The organism is Paraburkholderia fynbosensis, from assembly GCF_902859935.1.
GTDB classification, from domain to species: Bacteria; Pseudomonadota; Gammaproteobacteria; order Burkholderiales; family Burkholderiaceae; genus Paraburkholderia; species Paraburkholderia fynbosensis.
This window is the reverse complement of record NZ_CADIKI010000004.1, coordinates 276,640-293,778: the sequence shown is the minus strand read 5'-3', so window position 1 is coordinate 293,778 and position 17,139 is coordinate 276,640. Positions and strand designations below refer to the sequence as shown.

The following is a 17,139-nucleotide window of genomic DNA, read 5'->3' as shown; positions in this document are numbered from 1 at the left end:
CTTACTCCGGTCCCATGCAAAGCTGTCGACTGCAGTTGGCGCTTTAGCGCCTACTCCAGTCCCCTGCAAAGCTGTCGACTGCAGTTGGCGCTTTAGCGCTTACTCCAGTCCCATGCAAAGCTGTCATGCAGCCTGAATACTCCTGATACCGGCGAAAATAAGGCTCGCCGAAACCGGCCTGACGCCGGCCTTTCGTACGTTCGCGCGTCGCATGCGCCACGATGCCGGCTCCAGGGCCCGGCCAGCATTCTAGCCGCGTGTGCGCTTCAATTGTTCAAAGGTCGTGATTTTCCCGGCCAGCGCACTCGCCGCCACCGTATACGGGCTCGCCAGCCATACATTGCCCGGACCCGAGCGACCCGGGAAATTACGGTTGATCGCGCTGATCGTCACCTGATCCGCGAGGGCCGACTGGCCCGGCCCGCAATTCGCGCACGAGCCGCAACCCGGCATCACGATCGTCACGCCCGCACGCTCGAAGACCGGCAAATAGCCCTGCGCCTCGCAATACTCGCGCACCGCCATGGTGCCAAATTGCAGATATAGACGCGTACCCTCCGGCACACGGATGCCCCGCTCGACGCCCCAACGTAGCACCTCGTGATAGAAATCGAAGTCTTCACGCTTGCCTGCGGTACACGAGCCGCCATACGCAATGTCGATCGCGACGTCCTGCTCCAGTTGCGGCGCCGGCACCCCGTTGCCGGGATCGCCTGGACGCGCGAGCATCGGTTCGATGGCGCCGGCGTCGATGCGGATCGTGTCGCGGTAGACTGCGCCCGTATCGCTTTTCATCCAGCTTTCCAGCGCGAAATCGACGCCGCGCCGCTCCTTCAGAAACGCCACCGTGCGTTCGTCCGGCTCCACGATGCCGGTGAAGCCGCCCAATTCCGCGACCATGTTGGTCAAGGTCGCGCGTTCGTCGATCGACATCGCGCGCACCGCTGCGCCGCCGTATTCGAATACGAGACCGATTGCGCCGCCCGAACGGATCGCATCCATTTGCAGCAGATGCAGCACGACGTCCTTCGCGGTCACGCCCTCGCGCAAGCTGCCGTCGACCTCGATACGCAGCGTCTCCGGCACTTTGCAGCGCACATAGCCCGTCACCCAGCTATTGGCGATTTCCGTCGCGCCCGCCCCGAACGCGAGGCAACCGAGCGCGCCCGAATGCGGCGTGTGGGAATCGGTGCCGCACGCCACCTGGCCGGGCAACGCATATTGCTCGGCCATCAACGCGTGACAGATGCCTTCGGAACCCGGCACGCCATCGAGCGCACCGTGCGAGCGCACCGGATAATCGCGGGCGAACGACGTATGCCCTTCCATCAGATTGGCAACGCCCGGCAACAGACCGTCGCGCACGTGCGGAATGCTCTGCGGCGCCAGCACCAGATGGTCCTGAAACGCGATGATGTGATCCGCCGCGTGCAGCGGCGCCGGCTTGCCGAACGCGCGATGCATAAGATGCGCGCACATGCCGGTAAAGTAGTCGTGGCTGAAGCGCCAGTCGGCGGCGATGAACACCCCGTCGCCGCGCTGCGCGCTGGCGATGTCCGGATGCAGATGGCGATCGATGATTTTCTCGACCAGCGTTTTCGGCCCGCCAACTTCAGCGCCCTGTGCTGCGTCGCCCACAGCATCGCGCACACACGGCGCGGGCCACTGCGCGAACTTGCTGTATGCAAGCAGGCCGCCGCTGCGAATGATCTGCTGCGTGAGCGCGTCGCGGCCTTTCAAAAACTCGTCGATCGGCACCGTTTCGCCGGCGACCAGTCGATCGAGTACGGAGAAATCGGTGGTCGTGAGAATGCCGATGTTGTCGCAGTTCTGTTGATAGATTCGCTCGAAGCTCTCCGCAACGATCAGCCGGATGCCCGCCGACAATTCCGCCAATGGGCTCGATTCACGCGATGAGCCTTTGCCGTAACGCTTGCCCGCCACCGTGATCTGAAAACCGCCGTCTTTCACCGCATTGCGGCCGATCGGCATGCGCTCCCCAGCCTTGAAGCCGACGTAGGGATATTGGCCGAGCCGTTCGTCGTAGGTGAGCATCACGGTGACCGGCGTGATCTCATCGGTGGACACGTTCTCGCGTAACGGCCCGGCTGTGGCGCGCGTGAAATTTTCACCGGCAAGTTGCGCGTCGATCACCGCAGGATCTTGAGACAGGTACAGCACGCGGCCGTCCAGACGAATCGTATCGCTCATAAGTGCATTTCTCCTTGCGCTCACTATACGGCGCGCAGGGTCGATGCCGAAGTGCCGGTGCGGCAGCGCAGCCTTCTCGTTTGGCGAGGGCTGGGTGCGTTATGTTGCCTTGAATATCGCGGCGGGGCGCGTCGGCCGGCGTCGGTTCGCGCCAGCTTACCCTGCCCCGGTCATGCTATGGCTGGTTGCCGAGGAACCCGACCAAAGCCGCCGCGCTCGCGCTCAACTGCTCGCGCGCCTTGAAGATCATGATGAGACGGCGCACGGCCCACGCATCGCTCAAGGGCAGCAGGCGCACGTCGAGCGCATTCACGTAGAGCAGCCCGACCTGCTCGGGTACGATCGCGATGCCGAGCCCGGCGTGCACCATCCGGCACAGCGCGTCGAGACTGCTGACGCGAATCCTCACATCGAGCTGACGCCCCGCGCTCGCCGCCTGCTGCGCAAGCAGGCGCGTCAAGGCGCTCTCGCTGCGCAGGCCGACGAAACGGTCTTCGAGCAGTTCGTCGAACGTGACGCGCGGCGCGTTGGCGAGCCGATGTCCGCCCGGCACCAGCACCGCCAGCCGATCTTGGCGGTACGGCACCTGCTCGAAAGCCTCGCTGCCGGCAATCTGGTTGCAGATGCCGAAGTCCGCACCGTGCTCATCGACGATACGCAGCACGTCCGCGCTGTTTTCCTCTTCCAGTTCAATCGATACCTCCGGAAACGCGCGCCCAAATGCCGCCACGTCTTCCGGTAAAAACTGCACGATCGACGAAAGATTCGCGACCACTCGCACGCGCCCTTTTGCGCCCGACGAAAAGCGCGACAACTCCGCGCTCATCTGTTCGATGTTGCCGATGATCGCCAGCGCGTAGCGCAGCACGGTCTCGCCGACCGGCGTCACGGTGATGCCACGCGACTGGCGCTGGATCACAGGCAAGCCGATCACGACTTCGATCTCGGCGATGCGCCGGCTCACCGCGGACGACGCGATGAACTCCCGCTCGGCCGCGCGTGCAATGTTGCGCTCCTGGCAGACGGCGACGAACAGGCGCAGCGAAGTGAGGTCCAGTTTCTTGAGGAGGTTTTGCATGGTGTCGTGTCGCGGCAGATTCCTCGATTGTGACGCGGGTTGCGGAATTCGCCAAAGAAGATGGTGTTGCCGGTGCGGACTCACCTCACAATGCATCGTGAAAGATAATGCCCACGGTATGGCGGTGCCCCGACCGCAACCGGCTAACCCCATGACGCAGATTGACACGATATGGACCCCGCGTCCCCTGGACGGGCCGGCTGTTCACCGCAAACACCACTGCGTCGCCTTTTGCCAGCGGCACCACTTCCGCACGCGACTGCATACGCGGACGCTGCTCCGTCATGACGAATTCCCCGCCGGTAAAATCCCGCCCCGGCTCCGACAGCAGAATCGTGACCTGAAGCGGGAATATATGTTCGCCGTAAAGATCCTGATGAAGACAGTTGTAGTCACCCTCGCCATATTGCAGGAGCAATGGCGTCGGACGGACCTGGCCAGCGTCATGGCACCGCCGGATGAAGTCCGCGTGCATCGCGGGATAACGCACGTCGATGTTCATGGCCTGATTCCATCGGTTCGCGACCGGCACCAGGTGCGGATATATTGCTGTGCGCAACGCTCCAATTATGTTTGGCAGCGGATACTGGAAGTACTTGTATTCGCCACGGCCAAAACCGTGGCGAGCCATCACGACGCGGCTTCGATAGAGATTGTCGCGCGGATAGAGGGCCGCCAGACTGTCGCATTGGGACGCTGTGACGAGTTCGGATACGGTGGCACATCCGTACAGGTCGAGATCCTGCTCGATTCTTTGCCAGTCCAGCGCGTCGATCCGTTGGGTGATCGTTGCTGTAAATGAGAGGGTGGGAGCTTTCGCTTCACTTGGGTTCATAGCTGATTTGCGGCCGTACGCGTAGCCGGTTCCATGAGATATCATCATTCGAGCCAGTGTACGGCCGTCGACAAAAGAAAACACTCCGGGTCTTGCGCTTCAATTCGGCCATGCTCGCCCATCGACGCGCGGTCCTGCAAGAGCCGGCGATTCAGGCTACGCTGTCGGCCTCTGTTGCGAACATGCCGTGCCGGCTACGCAACGCGTCATTCCCCAGCGAGGACCACAATGAAACAGGCGCTAACCATCGATTTTGTCTCCGACATCGCATGCCCGTGGTGTGCGATCGGTCTATCTTCGCTTCAGCTCGCGCTCGCGCATCTTGGGGACACCATAGACGCTGAAATTACCGTGCACCCGTTCGAACTGAATCCGCAGATGGGACCGGCCGGCGAGGCCATCGTCGATTATCTCGGCAAGAAGTATGGACGCACACCGGCGCAAATTGCCGAAACGCAAGCGATGATCCGCGAACGCGGCGCGAGCGTCGGCTTTACGTTCGGCCCGCGTACGCGGGTCTACAACACCTTCGATGCGCACCGCCTGCTGCATTGGGCCGGCATTAAAGGCAAACAGTTGCCGCTCAAGATCGCGCTGCTGCAGGCCTATCATTCCGATGGGAAGGACCCGAGCAATCATGACGTGCTGCTCGAAGCGGCGCAGTCTGTTGGACTCGACGCTGTGCAAGCGCGCGACATCCTGACGAGCGGCATCTATGCCGATGAGGTTCGCGCGGAAGAACAGAATAATCAGGAGATGGGCATCCAGTCGGTGCCCGCTATTATTTTCAACCGTCGATATCTGGTGACAGGCGGGCAACCTGTGGAGCAGTTCGTAAAGGTTATCGAGCAGGTTCTGGCCGAAGCGCAAATTGACTGATGTTGTTGAAAAGGGCTTGTGGTTGCGTTTTCCGATGGCTGCGTGATGCCATTCGGTGTCGATACTGCAAACCAGTGTCAACGCGAGGAGAAAGTCCAATGGGCAACGCTGTCGACCTTTTCCGTTCGGCCGCCGTGTTGGCGGCGCTCGTCTTCGTCACGGTCAGTAGTCCGGCGCATCTGGCAGATGCACGCGAATCCTTCGTATGGCCGGCTTCACTGGCGCCCTTCGGTGACGGTTATCCCAAGGCAGGAGATGCGTGTCGCCGACTTGGCGAGTCGTCCGCGACTTCCGCCTACCTCGACCATACGGCAACCCTCGTCGGCTGTCCGGGCGGCGCTGACAGCGCGAGTGTGCGGGCCATGCTTCGCGAGCATCGCGGGCGGGTGGTCGGTCAGGCGGAAGGCGTCACACTGATCTCGGTTCCGATGGATGGCGCGATGAGCCGCGCCGCGTCCGGCCACAAAAACGAGCACCCAGAGACAAAGGGAACCGCTCTCAGCGCGACAGGGAAGCTCCCGTGCGCACGAAGTGCGGGCCAGATTGCAGGCATGTGCAGATTCGTCGTCACACGTCACAGTGACCGTACTGCGAATGTCACGGTCTACTGGCCTCCAGGCGGTGCCCGCACAATCTTCTTCGGTGCGGACGGTGCAGTGATAGGAGTCAGTACAACGGCTACCGATCAGTCACTGGCGCAGAAAGCTGTCGCCAGAAAAAACGGCGAGGTCAATCTGATTTCCGTTGGCGATGAGCGGTATGAAATTACAGATTCGATTCTTTCTGGCAAATAATTCAGGCGACGTTCCAAAACCATTTCAGCGTAACCGATGACTTCAACGACAATCCCAATGTCGGAACAGTCGTTCGCTCAGGCTGGAGATTACGAGCAAAAGGCCAACCTCAAATCCACCCTCTGCTCTCCTGCTGAATCTGCGCCCACTGCCGGAAAGCCACTGGCGGCGTCGCGTGCCGGCTGCGAAAGAAGCGCGTGAAGGCGCTTTGCGACGAGAAGCCGAGTTGCTCGCTGATCTGCGCGACACTGAAGCGTGTGTCGGCCAATAATCGGCACGCTTCCTCGAACTTGACCCGCGCTTCCAGCTCGCTGAAATGCAGACCTTCGACCTGCAATTGACGACGCAAAGTCCAACGCGAAGTATGCAGCCGTTCACAGATCTGAGTCAGCAAGGAGGATGACGTCGGCGCCTCCGCGCTTTCGCCCGCGATGATGTCCCTGACCAGATCCGCGACACGGGCGGAAAATAGACCGCTTTGCTGAACCCGCTGCAATTCCTTTTGCGTCTGCTCCAGCAGAAACGGAGCGAGCACGGCGTTGTATTTGGAAAAGGGCAGGTCTAACGCTGCCGAGGAGAACTGCATCTGATTTGCGGGTGCGCAGTACTGCACCGTCGCGCCGAAAAAATCGCCGGGCGTGCGAGAGCGACGCGGCTCACTACAGGTCAACGCAACACGAAATACTGTGGAATGCGCGCCATCGTATGCGCGGATCAATGTCGCCAGCACGTGAAAATTGGCGAGCGCCTGGAAGCAGTTGCCGGGCGCGAATTCGGCGATGTACTCGAAGCGCACCCACTCGGGTGTTTCCTTGTAGAAAAGGAAATCGAACTCGCCAATGAGCGGGCGAAAAGTAATGAACGCGTCGATAGCCTCGCGCAGCGTGCTTGCGTTCAGACACAGGTTGCCCAATACGGGGAAATCCGGAAAGAGACCGCAGCGTTCGTCCAGAAGACGTTCGACATTCGCGCTCATGGAAGCCATCAACTCGACCAGCCGGCGATGTCGCGCCCCATCGATCCGGCCATTGATGTCGATCAGGTCCTGTGCAGCGATGCCGGTGCGTGCAGTAAATGTTTCCGGTGGCATGCCGGCGGACCCGGCAGCTTGCAGCGCGGCGACGGCAATGCGGTTCGAAACGGTACGGCGCGGGGCGATGTGCGACGTCGTGTTGGCAGACATGAGTTCCAGGTGGGCGGGCATGTCCCGATCATGCCCACAGCACGCGTGCGAATCCATCAGGAATTGCCATTACATTTCGCCTTCTCTAACTTTCACCAAGGCTCGTTACGCGCCCTGCTCCGCAAAGGCAAACCGTGCACCGCCCAGTCAAACCGGTAGCGGACGGTAAGGATAAGGTAATGCGCGGCCCGTCGATTGGGCTGCCAAAACTCGAAAGATCCACCGAATCCCGGAGACACAGATGCACCTCTTTTCCCAACCCGCTTGCCGGGTCACGGCAATCGCCGCCGCCAGCGCCGCGCTCGCGCTCGGCCTGTTCGCTTGCGGCAGCGACCTCAACGATTCCCCCACCGTCGCACAGCGCGACCTCGGATACACCACTCTGCCGCTGCTCACGAAGGACAACCTCAAGTTCAAGGACATGAATCGCAATGGCCAGCTCGATCCCTACGAGGACTGGCGTCTTTCCGCCGAGGACCGCGCACGTGATCTGACCGGCCGTCTGACGCTGGCAGAAAAAGCCGGCCTGATGATGCACGGCACCGCGCCAGTGCTGAACGATACGACCGGCGCGGGAACCGGCACGGCCTACGATCTCGCGGCGTTGAAGACGCAAATCAACGATCTCGACATCAGCACCTACATTACCCGCATGAGCGGCGATGCGAAGACGATGGCATCGCAATACAACCAGATCCAGACGCTGGGGGAGCAATCGCGGCTCGCCATCCCTGTGTCGATCAGTTCCGATCCGCGCAATCACTTCCAGTATGTGCTGGGGGCGAGCGCGGGCGGCAGCGGCTTTTCGCAATGGCCGGAGACGCTGGGCTTCGCGGCGATCGGCGATAGCGCACTGACACGCAAGTTCGGCGATATAGCGCGGCAGGAATATCGCGCGGTCGGCATCACGGAGGCGCTTTCGCCGCAGGCCGATCTTGCGACCGAACCGCGCTGGGCCCGCATCAACGGCACCTTCGGTGAAGACGCGGATCTGGCCAAGGCGCAGGTTCAGGCGTATATCGAAGGTTTCCAGGGTGGCAGCGCGGGCATCAACGAGAAGAGCGTCATTGCCGTGGTCAAGCATTGGGCCGCTTACGGCGCGCAGAAATCAGGCTTCGACAGCCACAATTACTACGGCCGTTATGCGACTTATCCGGGTAACAACTTCGCCTATCACTTGAAGCCGTTCGAGGGCGCATTCGCGGCCAACGTCGGCTCGGTGATGCCGACCTATTCGGAGCCGGACGCGCCTGTGACCGTGGACGGCATCGCGCTCGAGCAGGTGGGCGCGGCCTACGACAAGGCACTGCTGACCGACCTGCTGCGCGGCAAATACGGCTTCAAGGGCGTAATCGTGTCGGACTGGCTGATCGCCGCGGATTGCGACAGCAACTGCATGAACGGCGCTTCATCAGGCTCGCCCTCGTTTGCGGGGCTCGGCATGCCGTGGGGCATGGAAACCGCTACGCGCCTGCAGCGTTTCGCAAAGGCCGTCACGGCAGGCATCGACCAGTTCGGCGGCGAAGACGACCCATCGTTCCTCATTCAAGCCGTCAATCAGGGCTTGCTGAGTGAAACACGGCTTGCCGATTCGGCGTATCGCGTGCTGCTGCAGAAATTCCAGCAAGGGCTCTTCGATCATCCGTATGTCGATGCGGATGCGGCGGCCACGATCGTCGGCAATGCGGATTTCAAGGCGCAGGCGCTCGATGCACAGCGCCGTTCGATGGTGCTCCTGCAAAACAGTGGCAACGTCTTGCCGTTGACGGCGACGGGCAAGAAAGTATGGCTGTACGGTATCGACCCGGCGGCGGCGCAGCAATACGGCTACACGGTTGTCGATACGGCGCAAGCCGCCGATGTGGCCATCGTACGCGTGAGCACGCCCTATGAGACCTTGCATCCGAACTACGTGTTCGGCGCCATGCAGCATGAAGGCAGTCTCGCCTTCGTCGATGGCAACAAGGACTATGAGGCGATCAAACAGGCGGCCGCCGCGCCGAAATCGATCGTATCCGTCTACATGGACAGACCGGCCATTCTGACCAATGTGCAGGACAAGACGACTGCGATTCTCGCCAACTTCGGCGCAAGCGATATCGCGCTGTTCGACGTGCTGACCGGCAAAGGCAAGCCGGAGGGCAAACTGCCGTTCGAACTGCCGTCGTCGATGGATGAGGTCAACGCGCAGTTGGAGGACTTGCCGCACGATACAGCGCATCCGTTATATCCGTACGGATACGGGCTTTCATATTGAGCCCGCACGCCATACGTTAAACAGTTCGATGGGGCGGCGACGCGGTTCTCAATTCGCCTGACCGGGAAGCGCAGCCGGCCGTTCACATTGCGTCTCCCGTCCTGTGCAGTGACAGGCCCCCGCCGGTGCAGATGACTTGTCCGGTGAGGGCCGCTCTTCCACGTGCGGCTTACCGCCTTTCAACTCTCGAAGTAGGTCAAACCCAGCGCGCTTTTAACCTCGGCCAACGTCTGTGCGGCCACCTCTCTCGCGCGCATCGTGCCACGACGCAAAATCGCCAGCACCTCGGCCCGCTCTTTCGCCAACTCGCAACGGCGCGTGCGAATCGGTTCGATCAGCGATTGGAGCCGGTCGTTGAGTACGCGCTTGACGACGCTATCGCCCAATCCACCTCGGCGATAGTGCGCCTTGAGTTCGTCCACCTTCTGCACATCCGGCTCGAACGCATCGAGGAACGCAAACACGACATTGCCTTCCACCTGGCCAGGGTCGCTGACTCGCAAGTGGTTCGGGTCGGTGTACATGTTGTTGACCGCCGCCGTGATTTCGTCCGGTGTGGCGCCTAATGCAATGGCGTTCCCAAGGGATTTGCTCATCTTGGCCTTGCCGTCGATACCGGGTAGTCGAGTGACCTGGGACAACACCGCCTCACACTCAACCAGCACAGGCCGCGCGGCCGTGTTGTTGAAGCGGCGCACCAGTTCGTTGGTTTGCTCGATCATCGGTATCTGGTCATCTCCCACCGGCACGTGCGTCGCCTTGAACGCCGTGATGTCTGCCGCCTGGCTGACCGGATAGGTCAGAAAGCCGGCAGGAATGTCTCGCTCGAAGCCACGCAGACGAATCTCCTCCTTGATGGTGGGATTGCGTTCGAGACGCGCGAGCGTGACGAGGTTGAGCAGGTACTGGGTGAGTTCCGCCAGCTCCGGCACCTGCGACTGGATGAAGATCGTCGACTTCGACGGATCGATGCCTGCGGCAAGATAGTCGAGCGCGACTTCGATGACGTTCTCGGTGACACGCTGATGCCGCCCCACGTTGTCGGTCAGCGCCTGCGTATCGGCGAGAAGCAGGAATTGCTGGGCCTCGTGCTGAAGCTGAACGCGGGCTCGCAAGGAGCCGATGTAGTGGCCGAGGTGAAGCGGACCGGTAGTTCGGTCGCCGGTCAGGATAGTGGGTCGATTGGCTTGTGTCATGAACTGGAGTCTCATGCTTCTGAAACCACCAGCCATCGGCGTGCAGAAACGAAAATGCCGCCAGGGACTGGCGGCATCACGTTTGCGATATGCGTGAGGAAACGGGCCGCCGGATTCAGGCGGGCCACCAACGATGCAGATTCAGCGCGGTCGGTTTCGTGTCCATGGATTGGAGTATAGCCTAGCATTCGGGCCTGCCGTCAACGTCCACGGCGTCTACTGTCGATACCGCACCATGAGTCGTGTGGCCTCGTCGACCAGCGTCAGAAACGCTTCCTCGGAGAGACTTTCAGAGTAGTCCGGCTCTGCTGCATGGGTCAGCGCTTCTATTGACGTCACGCACACGAACGTCGCAAGCGCGTCGGCCCACCGTCGCCGTTCGCCTGGCGCGCGCGAACACGCGCACCGGCACACGTCACCCGCTTTATTCGTGAGCGAGTGCCTGTTTGAAGAAGCTCTCGCACACCGCGGCGACCTGCTGCCGTGCCGCACGATTCAGGACTTCGTGGTCCATGTTCGGGATGATCATCGCGCGCGCGTGCAGCAACTTGTTGAGCCGGCGGCCGCCCGGCCCGAAGTGCATGCGCAGTTCGTCGAGCCCATGATCCAGCGGGCTGAACAGCAGCCTGACACGCACGCCGCGGGCATCGAGATCTTTCATCCGCTGCCGGGCGCGGGAGCCTTTGTTCGCCGTGGCGCGACTTGCGTCGCCGGTCAAGGCCGCGACGTTGCTCACGACAGCGTCGACGGCATAGCGCGACAACGTTCGCAACACAGGCCGCAGACCGACCTCGCCGCGCAGAACCTGCGACCATTTCCGCAGCCGCAGCATCGCCCGAAAGTGCGCGCGCGTCGAACCCGCACCGACCGTGGTGGCGTCGCACATCCGGAAATCGGCCGGAAAATCGAAGGCCTGCAGATTGACCAGCAGCAGCGCCCGCACCGCAGGATTGGTCGTGGCCGTGAGAAGGCCGAGATACGCGCCCGAACAGATGCCGAACACGGCCACGCGTGGATGCCCCCTGGCCACCGCCCAATCGACCGCCAGCGACGTATCGGCGGCAAGCTGCTCGTAGCTGAGCAAGGAAGGATCGGCGACCATCCATGCGTTGCGGCTGTCGCCGATGCCGTGCGCATCGACGCGCAGCGATGCGAAGCCTGCGCGCGCCAGCGAGCGCGCGAGTTCGACGTTAAAGCGGCCGTCGCCGACATGGCTGGTCGCCGCCGTGTTGGCGATCACGACGAGCGGCGCGCGTTCCGCACGGTTTTTCGGTTCGCACAGGATTGCGAACAAACGTCCGTCGGCGAGTTCCACGGGTCTTTCCACCGCGCCGTTCAATCCGCGCGAGCGCCGATACCCGAGCAGCGACGCCACCGTGTTGAATGCCGCAGGCGGAAAGCCCGTCGCCGGGAACGAAGGCTCGAACACGCGGCCGAACCATGCTTCGATTGAGGCGAGTGTCGCCTCCGGCAGCTTTGCCTGCCACGAGGGCTGCAGGGCCTCGGCGTAGTCGACAAATGGAAGCGAATCGACTTGCGCGCCGAGCGCGCCATATTTGTCCGCCAACTCGTTACTGGGGCCCTGATCACCGGGGTGCACGATCAGCAGCTTGCTCGCCGGGGATGCTGTCGCGCGGCGCAGATCGCATTGCGCGATCGCGTCGATGGCGGCGCGGCTGAAGCGATGCCCCAGCACGTCGAACGCACCGGCCGCCGCGTCGGCGTCGTCACGAACGTTTTGCCTCGCCTTCTCCAGCCAGGTGCGCTGCAGCACGTTCAATTCCCGCACGAACTGCCGTCCGCCGACGACCGGCGCGACGAGCGCCACGGTATCGACATGCGCCGCCCGCGCTGCCTGCGCGGCGACCATCGCGCCAAAGCGGAATCCCACCAGCGCGACACGCTCGACACCCGTCGCGCGTCTCATGAAGCCCACGGCCTCGACGGCCTCATCCACCCATTTGTCCGGTTCGACCAGGCCGCCCGGATCGATGGAATCACCTGTGCCCGCATAATCGAATCTCAGGACCACGAATCCCCGGGCCGCGAGGCGCTCGCTTAGCGAGCGCAAAGTTTGATGCAGCCATAAGGCTTCGTGACCGAGCGGAGCGCAAAATACGATGCCCGCTTTGCCATTTTTAGCGAATTTTGGCAACGGTTCGGAAAGCCAACCAAAATGCCCGCCGAAACTGACGGGATGCATTTTGAAGTCGATTTTATTCGCTTCGCTATCCTCGCGCCGATTCTCGAGGGGTGTAGCAGAAAGCATTTCCAATGCGTTGGCCATAGCAGGTTTTCTGAACCAGGAATTTTCGCTCTATTACGCGCCGGCGTAATGCCCTCCGTCGGTGCGCTTACGCACATGGCGGGTTGATGAGCTCCGCCAGGATACCGTGCGTTCGCCGAGGCGGCCGTCCCCGCAAGGCCGGCTTCGTCCAGAAGACATGGGGCTGTCACGGTTTGAAGCGCGGATGCTGAATATTCGTCAGAGGCAGGCCTCAACCGGGTCGAACGGCGCCGAATCCCGTCACTGACCGCGCTTGCGCGCCACGCCGCCGACCCGCCATACATCCGGCAACAATTGGAATTAACCCGTCATTTTCCCTTCAATTCTTCAATTAGCTTGCCGCCGGCTGGACTAAACGCCATTCCGTTTTGTTTTCCGCTCCGCTCTGCATCCGAACCGAATTCAATTCGCAACCGATGCAATGCCGCGGAATGATCCGGCTGCCATGGAGGAGACTCCGACTGAATAGACAACGGCATCGGCCAGTGCGGTTTGCTGGCCGGGCCATTTGCGGGCCATTTGCGAGCCATTCATCGACAACGAATGCGGGCGATTCTGCCTGTCATCACAAATCGAGCTCTTATAAAAGGTCGCCTTCTCTCTCGTCATCGCGACGCTCGCTTCCTATACGGCGCTCGGTCTCGCGGACCGGATCTCCTTTGGCCTGCGCGCGCACGCGGCTGATCCGGCTGGCCGGCGGCGCGTTGGCGATGGGCGTCGGCATCTGGTCGATGCACTTCATCGAAATGCTGTCGTCTTCCCTGAGCATTCCACTCGACTCCGATCTCGCCGTGACCGGCTACTCGCTTCTCATTGCCGTGCTTGTCTCGTGGTTCGCGTTGTATATCGGCACACGCAACGATCTGAGTTTGGTCCGGTTGCTGGTGGGGGGTGTTGATGGGTCTGGGCATCGCCAGCATGCATTAGGTGGGCATGCACGCGTTGCTGATGGAGCCTGCGATTCACTATGATCCCGCCATCTTCGCGCCGTCGATCATCATTGCGATCGCAGCGTCGACGGCGGCGCTCTTGAGCGCACGCACTGCGAAGCGCCGATCAGCGCCATGTGATGCGCAAGCGCACGCAAAGTTTTTCGCCAATTCGGTCGCCCAACTCAACGAGCAGGTGGATCGCATGCGAGGCTTGAGGCGCTGATGCACGCACCCGGTCGCGAGGCAATCGACGCACGTTCGCGATGCAATCTTCCCGCCGGTCTGCGGCGCTTGCGCTGCGCACTGGCCGGAGAGTATGTGTGCCCTTCGCGCTTTCGCCATCCTCCGGCAAGCCGCTTTCCGCCGTTCTCCGTCGACACGCCGCCGTCACAACAACACATGCGTCGTGACTCGTCGCCCTCGCCTCACCCGCGAGAACCGGCCGTCACGCGGCAAGGTCGTGAATGCCCCGTCCATACTGTCAGCGCGGCATATAATCAGATCCGGCGGTCGCACACGCTTCTCGAGGCGGCGTCACGTTTCACCGCTTCGCCCCCGCTGGCACCACGCAGCTTGAAAGGCAGACCCGGACAAACCGGCAAAGGAGGAATAGTGAGAACAAACGGCACGAGCAGAATAGTCGGCGCGATTGTCGCCGTATCCCTCGCGATTGGCGCAACGTATGCGTTTGCTCAGACGCCCGGCGGTATGCCGAACGATGCGTCCGCGCAAAACCCGTCAATCACGACGTCTCCGTCTCGAGCCAGAACCGATAGTCAGCTGGTCCGCGACGTTCGCCGCGCCTTTACGCGCACGACCGGGCTGAACTCCGCGTCGATTCATGTGCAGGCGCGCCACGGCGTGGTGACGCTGACGGGCAGCGTGCCGCAGCGCTCACAGATTCAGCGTGCCGGGAATGCCGCACGATCGGTTCGCGGCGTCAGGGCCGTGACAAACCGGTTGACTGTGCGCACACGGCACAGCAGCGGTCACTAGGCTCGACGCGTTGTCGTCGATGCGCGGCTCGACGGCATCGAACAATCAGGACCGGTGCCGCTGTAGCAGCTTCGACATGACCGGTCTGGTTTGCATGAGCCGGCCGGGCAACACTTCAGTTTGAGGCGCCATCTGTTGCGCGCCTTGCGCGATCGCACTTCTCGTGCGCGCAAAGACTCGGGGGCTCGGTGTGAATCTGCCGAGCCTACACAAACTCCATCGATTGCTTTCCGGACGTTCCCCTTCCCCGCCGACCGTGCATCGCCGTTCAGCGCCGCCTGGCTAACGCGTCAGCGCCACATCCGATAGCTGACCATCGGCGCGCGATACGCATACATGCGCGGCGCGCTGTAGTAGACCGGCGGCCGATAGACCTGATAGGCGACAGGCGGCGCGACCGGCTGCATCACGGTTTCCACCACCGGCATCTCTTCATACTGCTGCTGCGCGTAGACCTGGACATACTGGACCGGAGGCGGCGGCGCATACTCCTGGCGCACATACACAGGCTGGCTGTCGGCGTAGACCGGCTGCATTTGCGCCTGTGCATACTCGGGCGCCGGCTGGTACTGCATCGGCATAGCCGGTGCGTACTGCGGCTCCTGATAGGCCTGCCGGTACTGAGGCTGCGGCTGTTGCTGCTGCGGCGGCTGTGGCACCTGGCGCGGTTGCGAGACCTGGCGCTGCGCATACTGGCGAGGCTGCGGCGGGATGGTGGTGTACTTCGAGTTGTCGTCTTCGGGAAGGCCGGCCGGCAAGGGCGGTACGTCCACTCGGGCCACCTGCGTGTTGGTGGGCTTGCGCTGGCCGTGGTTGTGCGATTCGATCATCGCGTTATAACCCGCCTGATCCTCCTTGCCACGATTGATATAGCCGTTGCGATAAGCACGAGCCACATCCGACATCTTCGCTTTCGGGTCCTCTTTCATGCCGTCCGCGTTGACCTGATATTCATCCGGACTGAGCGAAGCAGCCGGCGCTTCCTCGTCGGCCGCATAGGCGGCTTCGGGACCGTCGGCCCACGCAGGGGCGGACTGTAGCGTTAGCGCCGAGGCAACCGTCGTCACCCCGAACCCTAAAAGCGTTTTTATTCTCATGATCCACCTCGCGGCGATTAAGAATTTTGAAAGCCCAAGATCGCTTGCTCGCTTGCCCCGTACGGCTGTTTGCCGGTGCCCCCGTGCAGTTGTTATTTCTAGCACATTCGGTGACGGTGAGGATTTTTTTTTATGGGAGTGTGAGGGGTGTTGCGCATTGGATGAATTGCGGCGCGCCTGGCGTATGGATTGGGGCGAGGTGATCGTGATTGCTGATGTTGTCTATCAGGTGCACAGACACACATTTTGGGTGCGCTCTCGGACCGCTGTCAGTGCCATCGATTGTTATATGCCATTTGCATTTGCATTTGCATTTTGAGCTGGGGACCCAGTCCGCCGTTAATGGCAATTCGGAAAGCGATCGACTAACGACTTCGAATTGCTGGCAAAGACGGATGCGAATCGTCTCATGGATTCGCCTCTTCGCACGAACACAGACACTCAGCCGAACCGCGAAATGGGTTCGGCTGAAAGGATGCGTGAGGCGTCAATTCGTCGTGCCCGGAAGAGCATCCCGAATTGCCGGCTCCCTGCTGAGATAGCCGCCCTACTCGAACGATCCTGTGCGCACTTCGCCGTCGCGCAGGTAGCGGGTAATCAGCACACCGCCGGGCGTGCTGACCGAGTGAGCCAGCGTGAAAGCGCAGGCCAGTGCGTCGTCGCCGAACAAGCGCTTGCCGCGTCCAAGCATGACGGGGTAAATCAGAAGCCGAAGCTCGTCCACCAGACCGGCGGCGAGCAGTTGGCGCACCATCGCGCCGCTGCCGAACGTCAACAGATTGGCGCCGTCTTGCGGTTCTAGCGTGCGTATGGCGTCGGCAAGGTCGCCCTGCAGCGCGCGACTGTTCTGCCAGTCGAGGGGACCGGGTCGATGCGTGGCCACGTGCTTGGGTACGCGGTTGAACACGTCGGCAATCGCGCGGCTGCCTGAGTCGGCCGGCACGTGCGGCCAATACCCCGCGAATATGTCGTAGGTGCAACGCCCTAGCAGTAACTCGAACGGTTCCGAGAGCACGTCCTGCAGGTTTTGGCCGACGGCTTCGTCGGCGTAGGGAACCGTCCAGCCGCCAAAGCGGAATTCGCCGCTGGTATCTTCTTGGGGCCCGCCTGGAGCTTGAACGACGCCATCGAGGCTAATGAAAGTGAAAACAATGAGCTTGCGCATAAAGTTCTCCGTGTCTACGGATCCGATCGGTTTGAAGATACGACGATCGACTCGCATCGAAATCGACAACCATCGCACCACCACGCTGCACGTCATGACCGCGCGAGGCCTAGCCCTGAATCAGGCCGTGCCGCGAAACAGTCTGCGCTTGAATGAATTGGCAGCCGTCGCCTGAGCTGACTACCTGTGCTATGTCGGCCTCGGGGCTCGGGCCGGATGCTGCCGTTCG

General features: G+C 61.7%; 15 protein-coding genes. 6 read left to right on the top strand and 9 right to left on the bottom strand.

From position 1 onward, the window contains the following. Positions 1-249: 249 nt before the first annotated feature. From HV770_RS09055 to HV770_RS09045, 3 genes are all read right to left on the bottom strand, one after another. On the bottom strand, positions 250-2,211 hold the full coding sequence (locus HV770_RS09055) for an aconitase family protein (protein WP_175159072.1): 1,962 nt from the start codon (positions 2,209-2,211) through the stop codon (positions 250-252). Positions 2,212-2,386: 175 nt separating this feature from the next. Beyond that, on the bottom strand, positions 2,387-3,289 hold the full coding sequence (locus HV770_RS09050; RefSeq protein WP_175159071.1) for a LysR family transcriptional regulator: 903 nt from the start codon (positions 3,287-3,289) through the stop codon (positions 2,387-2,389). 85 nt (positions 3,290-3,374) lie between these two features. Continuing rightward, positions 3,375-4,124 (bottom strand): 2OG-Fe(II) oxygenase, encoded by a 750-nt coding sequence (locus HV770_RS09045; RefSeq protein WP_175159070.1) that lies wholly within the window; start codon positions 4,122-4,124, stop codon positions 3,375-3,377. Between the two features lie 228 nt (positions 4,125-4,352). On the opposite strand from HV770_RS09045, the gene HV770_RS09040 reads away from it, so the two are divergent. Together HV770_RS09040 and HV770_RS09035 are read left to right on the top strand one after the other, a co-directional pair. Continuing rightward, positions 4,353-5,003, top strand: a complete 651-nt coding sequence (locus HV770_RS09040; RefSeq protein WP_175159069.1) for a DsbA family oxidoreductase — start codon at positions 4,353-4,355, stop codon at positions 5,001-5,003. A 98-nt stretch (positions 5,004-5,101) separates the two neighbouring features. After that, positions 5,102-5,797, top strand: a complete 696-nt coding sequence (locus HV770_RS09035) for a hypothetical protein (RefSeq protein WP_175159068.1) — start codon at positions 5,102-5,104, stop codon at positions 5,795-5,797. 109 nt (positions 5,798-5,906) lie between these two features. Here the strand turns inward: HV770_RS09035 and HV770_RS09030 are convergent, their stop codons facing one another. Beyond that, entirely contained in the window at positions 5,907-7,001 is a 1,095-nt protein-coding gene (locus HV770_RS09030) for an AraC family transcriptional regulator (RefSeq protein ID WP_175159067.1), read from the bottom strand. Positions 7,002-7,221: 220 nt separating this feature from the next. Here HV770_RS09030 and HV770_RS09025 point away from each other — a divergent pair, with 220 nt between their 5' ends. Next, positions 7,222-9,237 (top strand): glycoside hydrolase family 3 protein, encoded by a 2,016-nt coding sequence (locus tag HV770_RS09025; RefSeq protein ID WP_175159066.1) that lies wholly within the window; start codon positions 7,222-7,224, stop codon positions 9,235-9,237. A gap of 179 nt (positions 9,238-9,416) precedes the next feature. Here the strand turns inward: HV770_RS09025 and trpS are convergent, their stop codons facing one another. The 3 genes from trpS to HV770_RS38160 form a co-directional block, all read right to left on the bottom strand. Beyond that, on the bottom strand, positions 9,417-10,433 hold the full coding sequence (gene trpS / locus HV770_RS09020; RefSeq protein ID WP_175159065.1) for a tryptophan--tRNA ligase: 1,017 nt from the start codon (positions 10,431-10,433) through the stop codon (positions 9,417-9,419). 424 nt (positions 10,434-10,857) lie between these two features. Further along, complete coding sequence (locus tag HV770_RS09015) at positions 10,858-12,636, bottom strand: alpha/beta hydrolase (RefSeq protein ID WP_246290765.1); 1,779 nt, start codon at positions 12,634-12,636, stop codon at positions 10,858-10,860. Positions 12,637-13,122: 486 nt separating this feature from the next. Continuing rightward, positions 13,123-13,329, bottom strand: a complete 207-nt coding sequence (locus HV770_RS38160; protein ID WP_217468578.1) for a hypothetical protein — start codon at positions 13,327-13,329, stop codon at positions 13,123-13,125. 50 nt (positions 13,330-13,379) lie between these two features. On the opposite strand from HV770_RS38160, the gene HV770_RS09010 reads away from it, so the two are divergent. The 3 genes from HV770_RS09010 to HV770_RS39530 are packed head-to-tail and all read left to right on the top strand — an operon-like array spanning position 13,380 to position 14,648. Next, positions 13,380-13,691 carry an MHYT domain-containing protein gene (locus HV770_RS09010; protein WP_343048125.1) on the top strand — a complete coding sequence of 104 codons (312 nt, stop codon included), beginning with the start codon at positions 13,380-13,382 and terminating at the stop codon, positions 13,689-13,691. Further along, the gene (locus tag HV770_RS39535) at positions 13,654-13,875 is read left to right on the top strand and encodes an MHYT domain-containing protein (RefSeq protein WP_343048124.1); all 222 of its coding nucleotides are present in this window, start codon (positions 13,654-13,656) and stop codon (positions 13,873-13,875) included. Before HV770_RS09010 ends, HV770_RS39535 begins: the two co-directional genes overlap by 38 nt. Beyond that, entirely contained in the window at positions 13,875-14,648 is a 774-nt protein-coding gene (locus HV770_RS39530) for a BON domain-containing protein (RefSeq protein ID WP_343048123.1), read from the top strand. The genes HV770_RS39535 and HV770_RS39530 overlap by 1 nt, the downstream gene beginning before the upstream one ends. 290 nt (positions 14,649-14,938) lie before the next feature. Here the strand turns inward: HV770_RS39530 and HV770_RS09000 are convergent, their stop codons facing one another. Both HV770_RS09000 and HV770_RS08995 read right to left on the bottom strand, forming a co-directional pair. Further along, positions 14,939-15,745 (bottom strand): hypothetical protein, encoded by an 807-nt coding sequence (locus HV770_RS09000; protein ID WP_175159063.1) that lies wholly within the window; start codon positions 15,743-15,745, stop codon positions 14,939-14,941. Positions 15,746-16,292: 547 nt separating this feature from the next. Further along, positions 16,293-16,910, bottom strand: a complete 618-nt coding sequence (locus tag HV770_RS08995) for a dihydrofolate reductase family protein (RefSeq protein WP_175159062.1) — start codon at positions 16,908-16,910, stop codon at positions 16,293-16,295. Between the last annotated feature and the right edge of the window lie 229 nt (positions 16,911-17,139).

Excerpts from the sequence above, each read along its gene's own strand:
- HV770_RS09055 (WP_175159072.1), bottom strand. The coding sequence starts at position 2,211 with ATGAGCGATACGATTCGTCTGGACGGCCGCGTGCTGTACCTGTCTCAA.
- HV770_RS09050 (WP_175159071.1), bottom strand. The coding sequence starts at position 3,289 with ATGCAAAACCTCCTCAAGAAACTGGACCTCACTTCGCTGCGCCTGTTC.
- HV770_RS09045 (WP_175159070.1), bottom strand. The coding sequence starts at position 4,124 with ATGAACCCAAGTGAAGCGAAAGCTCCCACCCTCTCATTTACAGCAACG.
- HV770_RS09040 (WP_175159069.1), top strand. The coding sequence starts at position 4,353 with ATGAAACAGGCGCTAACCATCGATTTTGTCTCCGACATCGCATGCCCG.
- HV770_RS09035 (WP_175159068.1), top strand. The coding sequence starts at position 5,102 with ATGGGCAACGCTGTCGACCTTTTCCGTTCGGCCGCCGTGTTGGCGGCG.
- HV770_RS09030 (WP_175159067.1), bottom strand. The coding sequence starts at position 7,001 with ATGCCCGCCCACCTGGAACTCATGTCTGCCAACACGACGTCGCACATC.
- HV770_RS09025 (WP_175159066.1), top strand. The coding sequence starts at position 7,222 with ATGCACCTCTTTTCCCAACCCGCTTGCCGGGTCACGGCAATCGCCGCC.
- trpS (WP_175159065.1), bottom strand. The coding sequence starts at position 10,433 with ATGACACAAGCCAATCGACCCACTATCCTGACCGGCGACCGAACTACC.
- HV770_RS09015 (WP_246290765.1), bottom strand. The coding sequence starts at position 12,636 with ATGCATCCCGTCAGTTTCGGCGGGCATTTTGGTTGGCTTTCCGAACCG.
- HV770_RS38160 (WP_217468578.1), bottom strand. The coding sequence starts at position 13,329 with ATGACGAGAGAGAAGGCGACCTTTTATAAGAGCTCGATTTGTGATGAC.
- HV770_RS39535 (WP_343048124.1), top strand. The coding sequence starts at position 13,654 with ATGCACGCGTTGCTGATGGAGCCTGCGATTCACTATGATCCCGCCATC.
- HV770_RS39530 (WP_343048123.1), top strand. The coding sequence starts at position 13,875 with ATGCACGCACCCGGTCGCGAGGCAATCGACGCACGTTCGCGATGCAAT.
- HV770_RS09000 (WP_175159063.1), bottom strand. The coding sequence starts at position 15,745 with ATGAGAATAAAAACGCTTTTAGGGTTCGGGGTGACGACGGTTGCCTCG.
- HV770_RS08995 (WP_175159062.1), bottom strand. The coding sequence starts at position 16,910 with ATGCGCAAGCTCATTGTTTTCACTTTCATTAGCCTCGATGGCGTCGTT.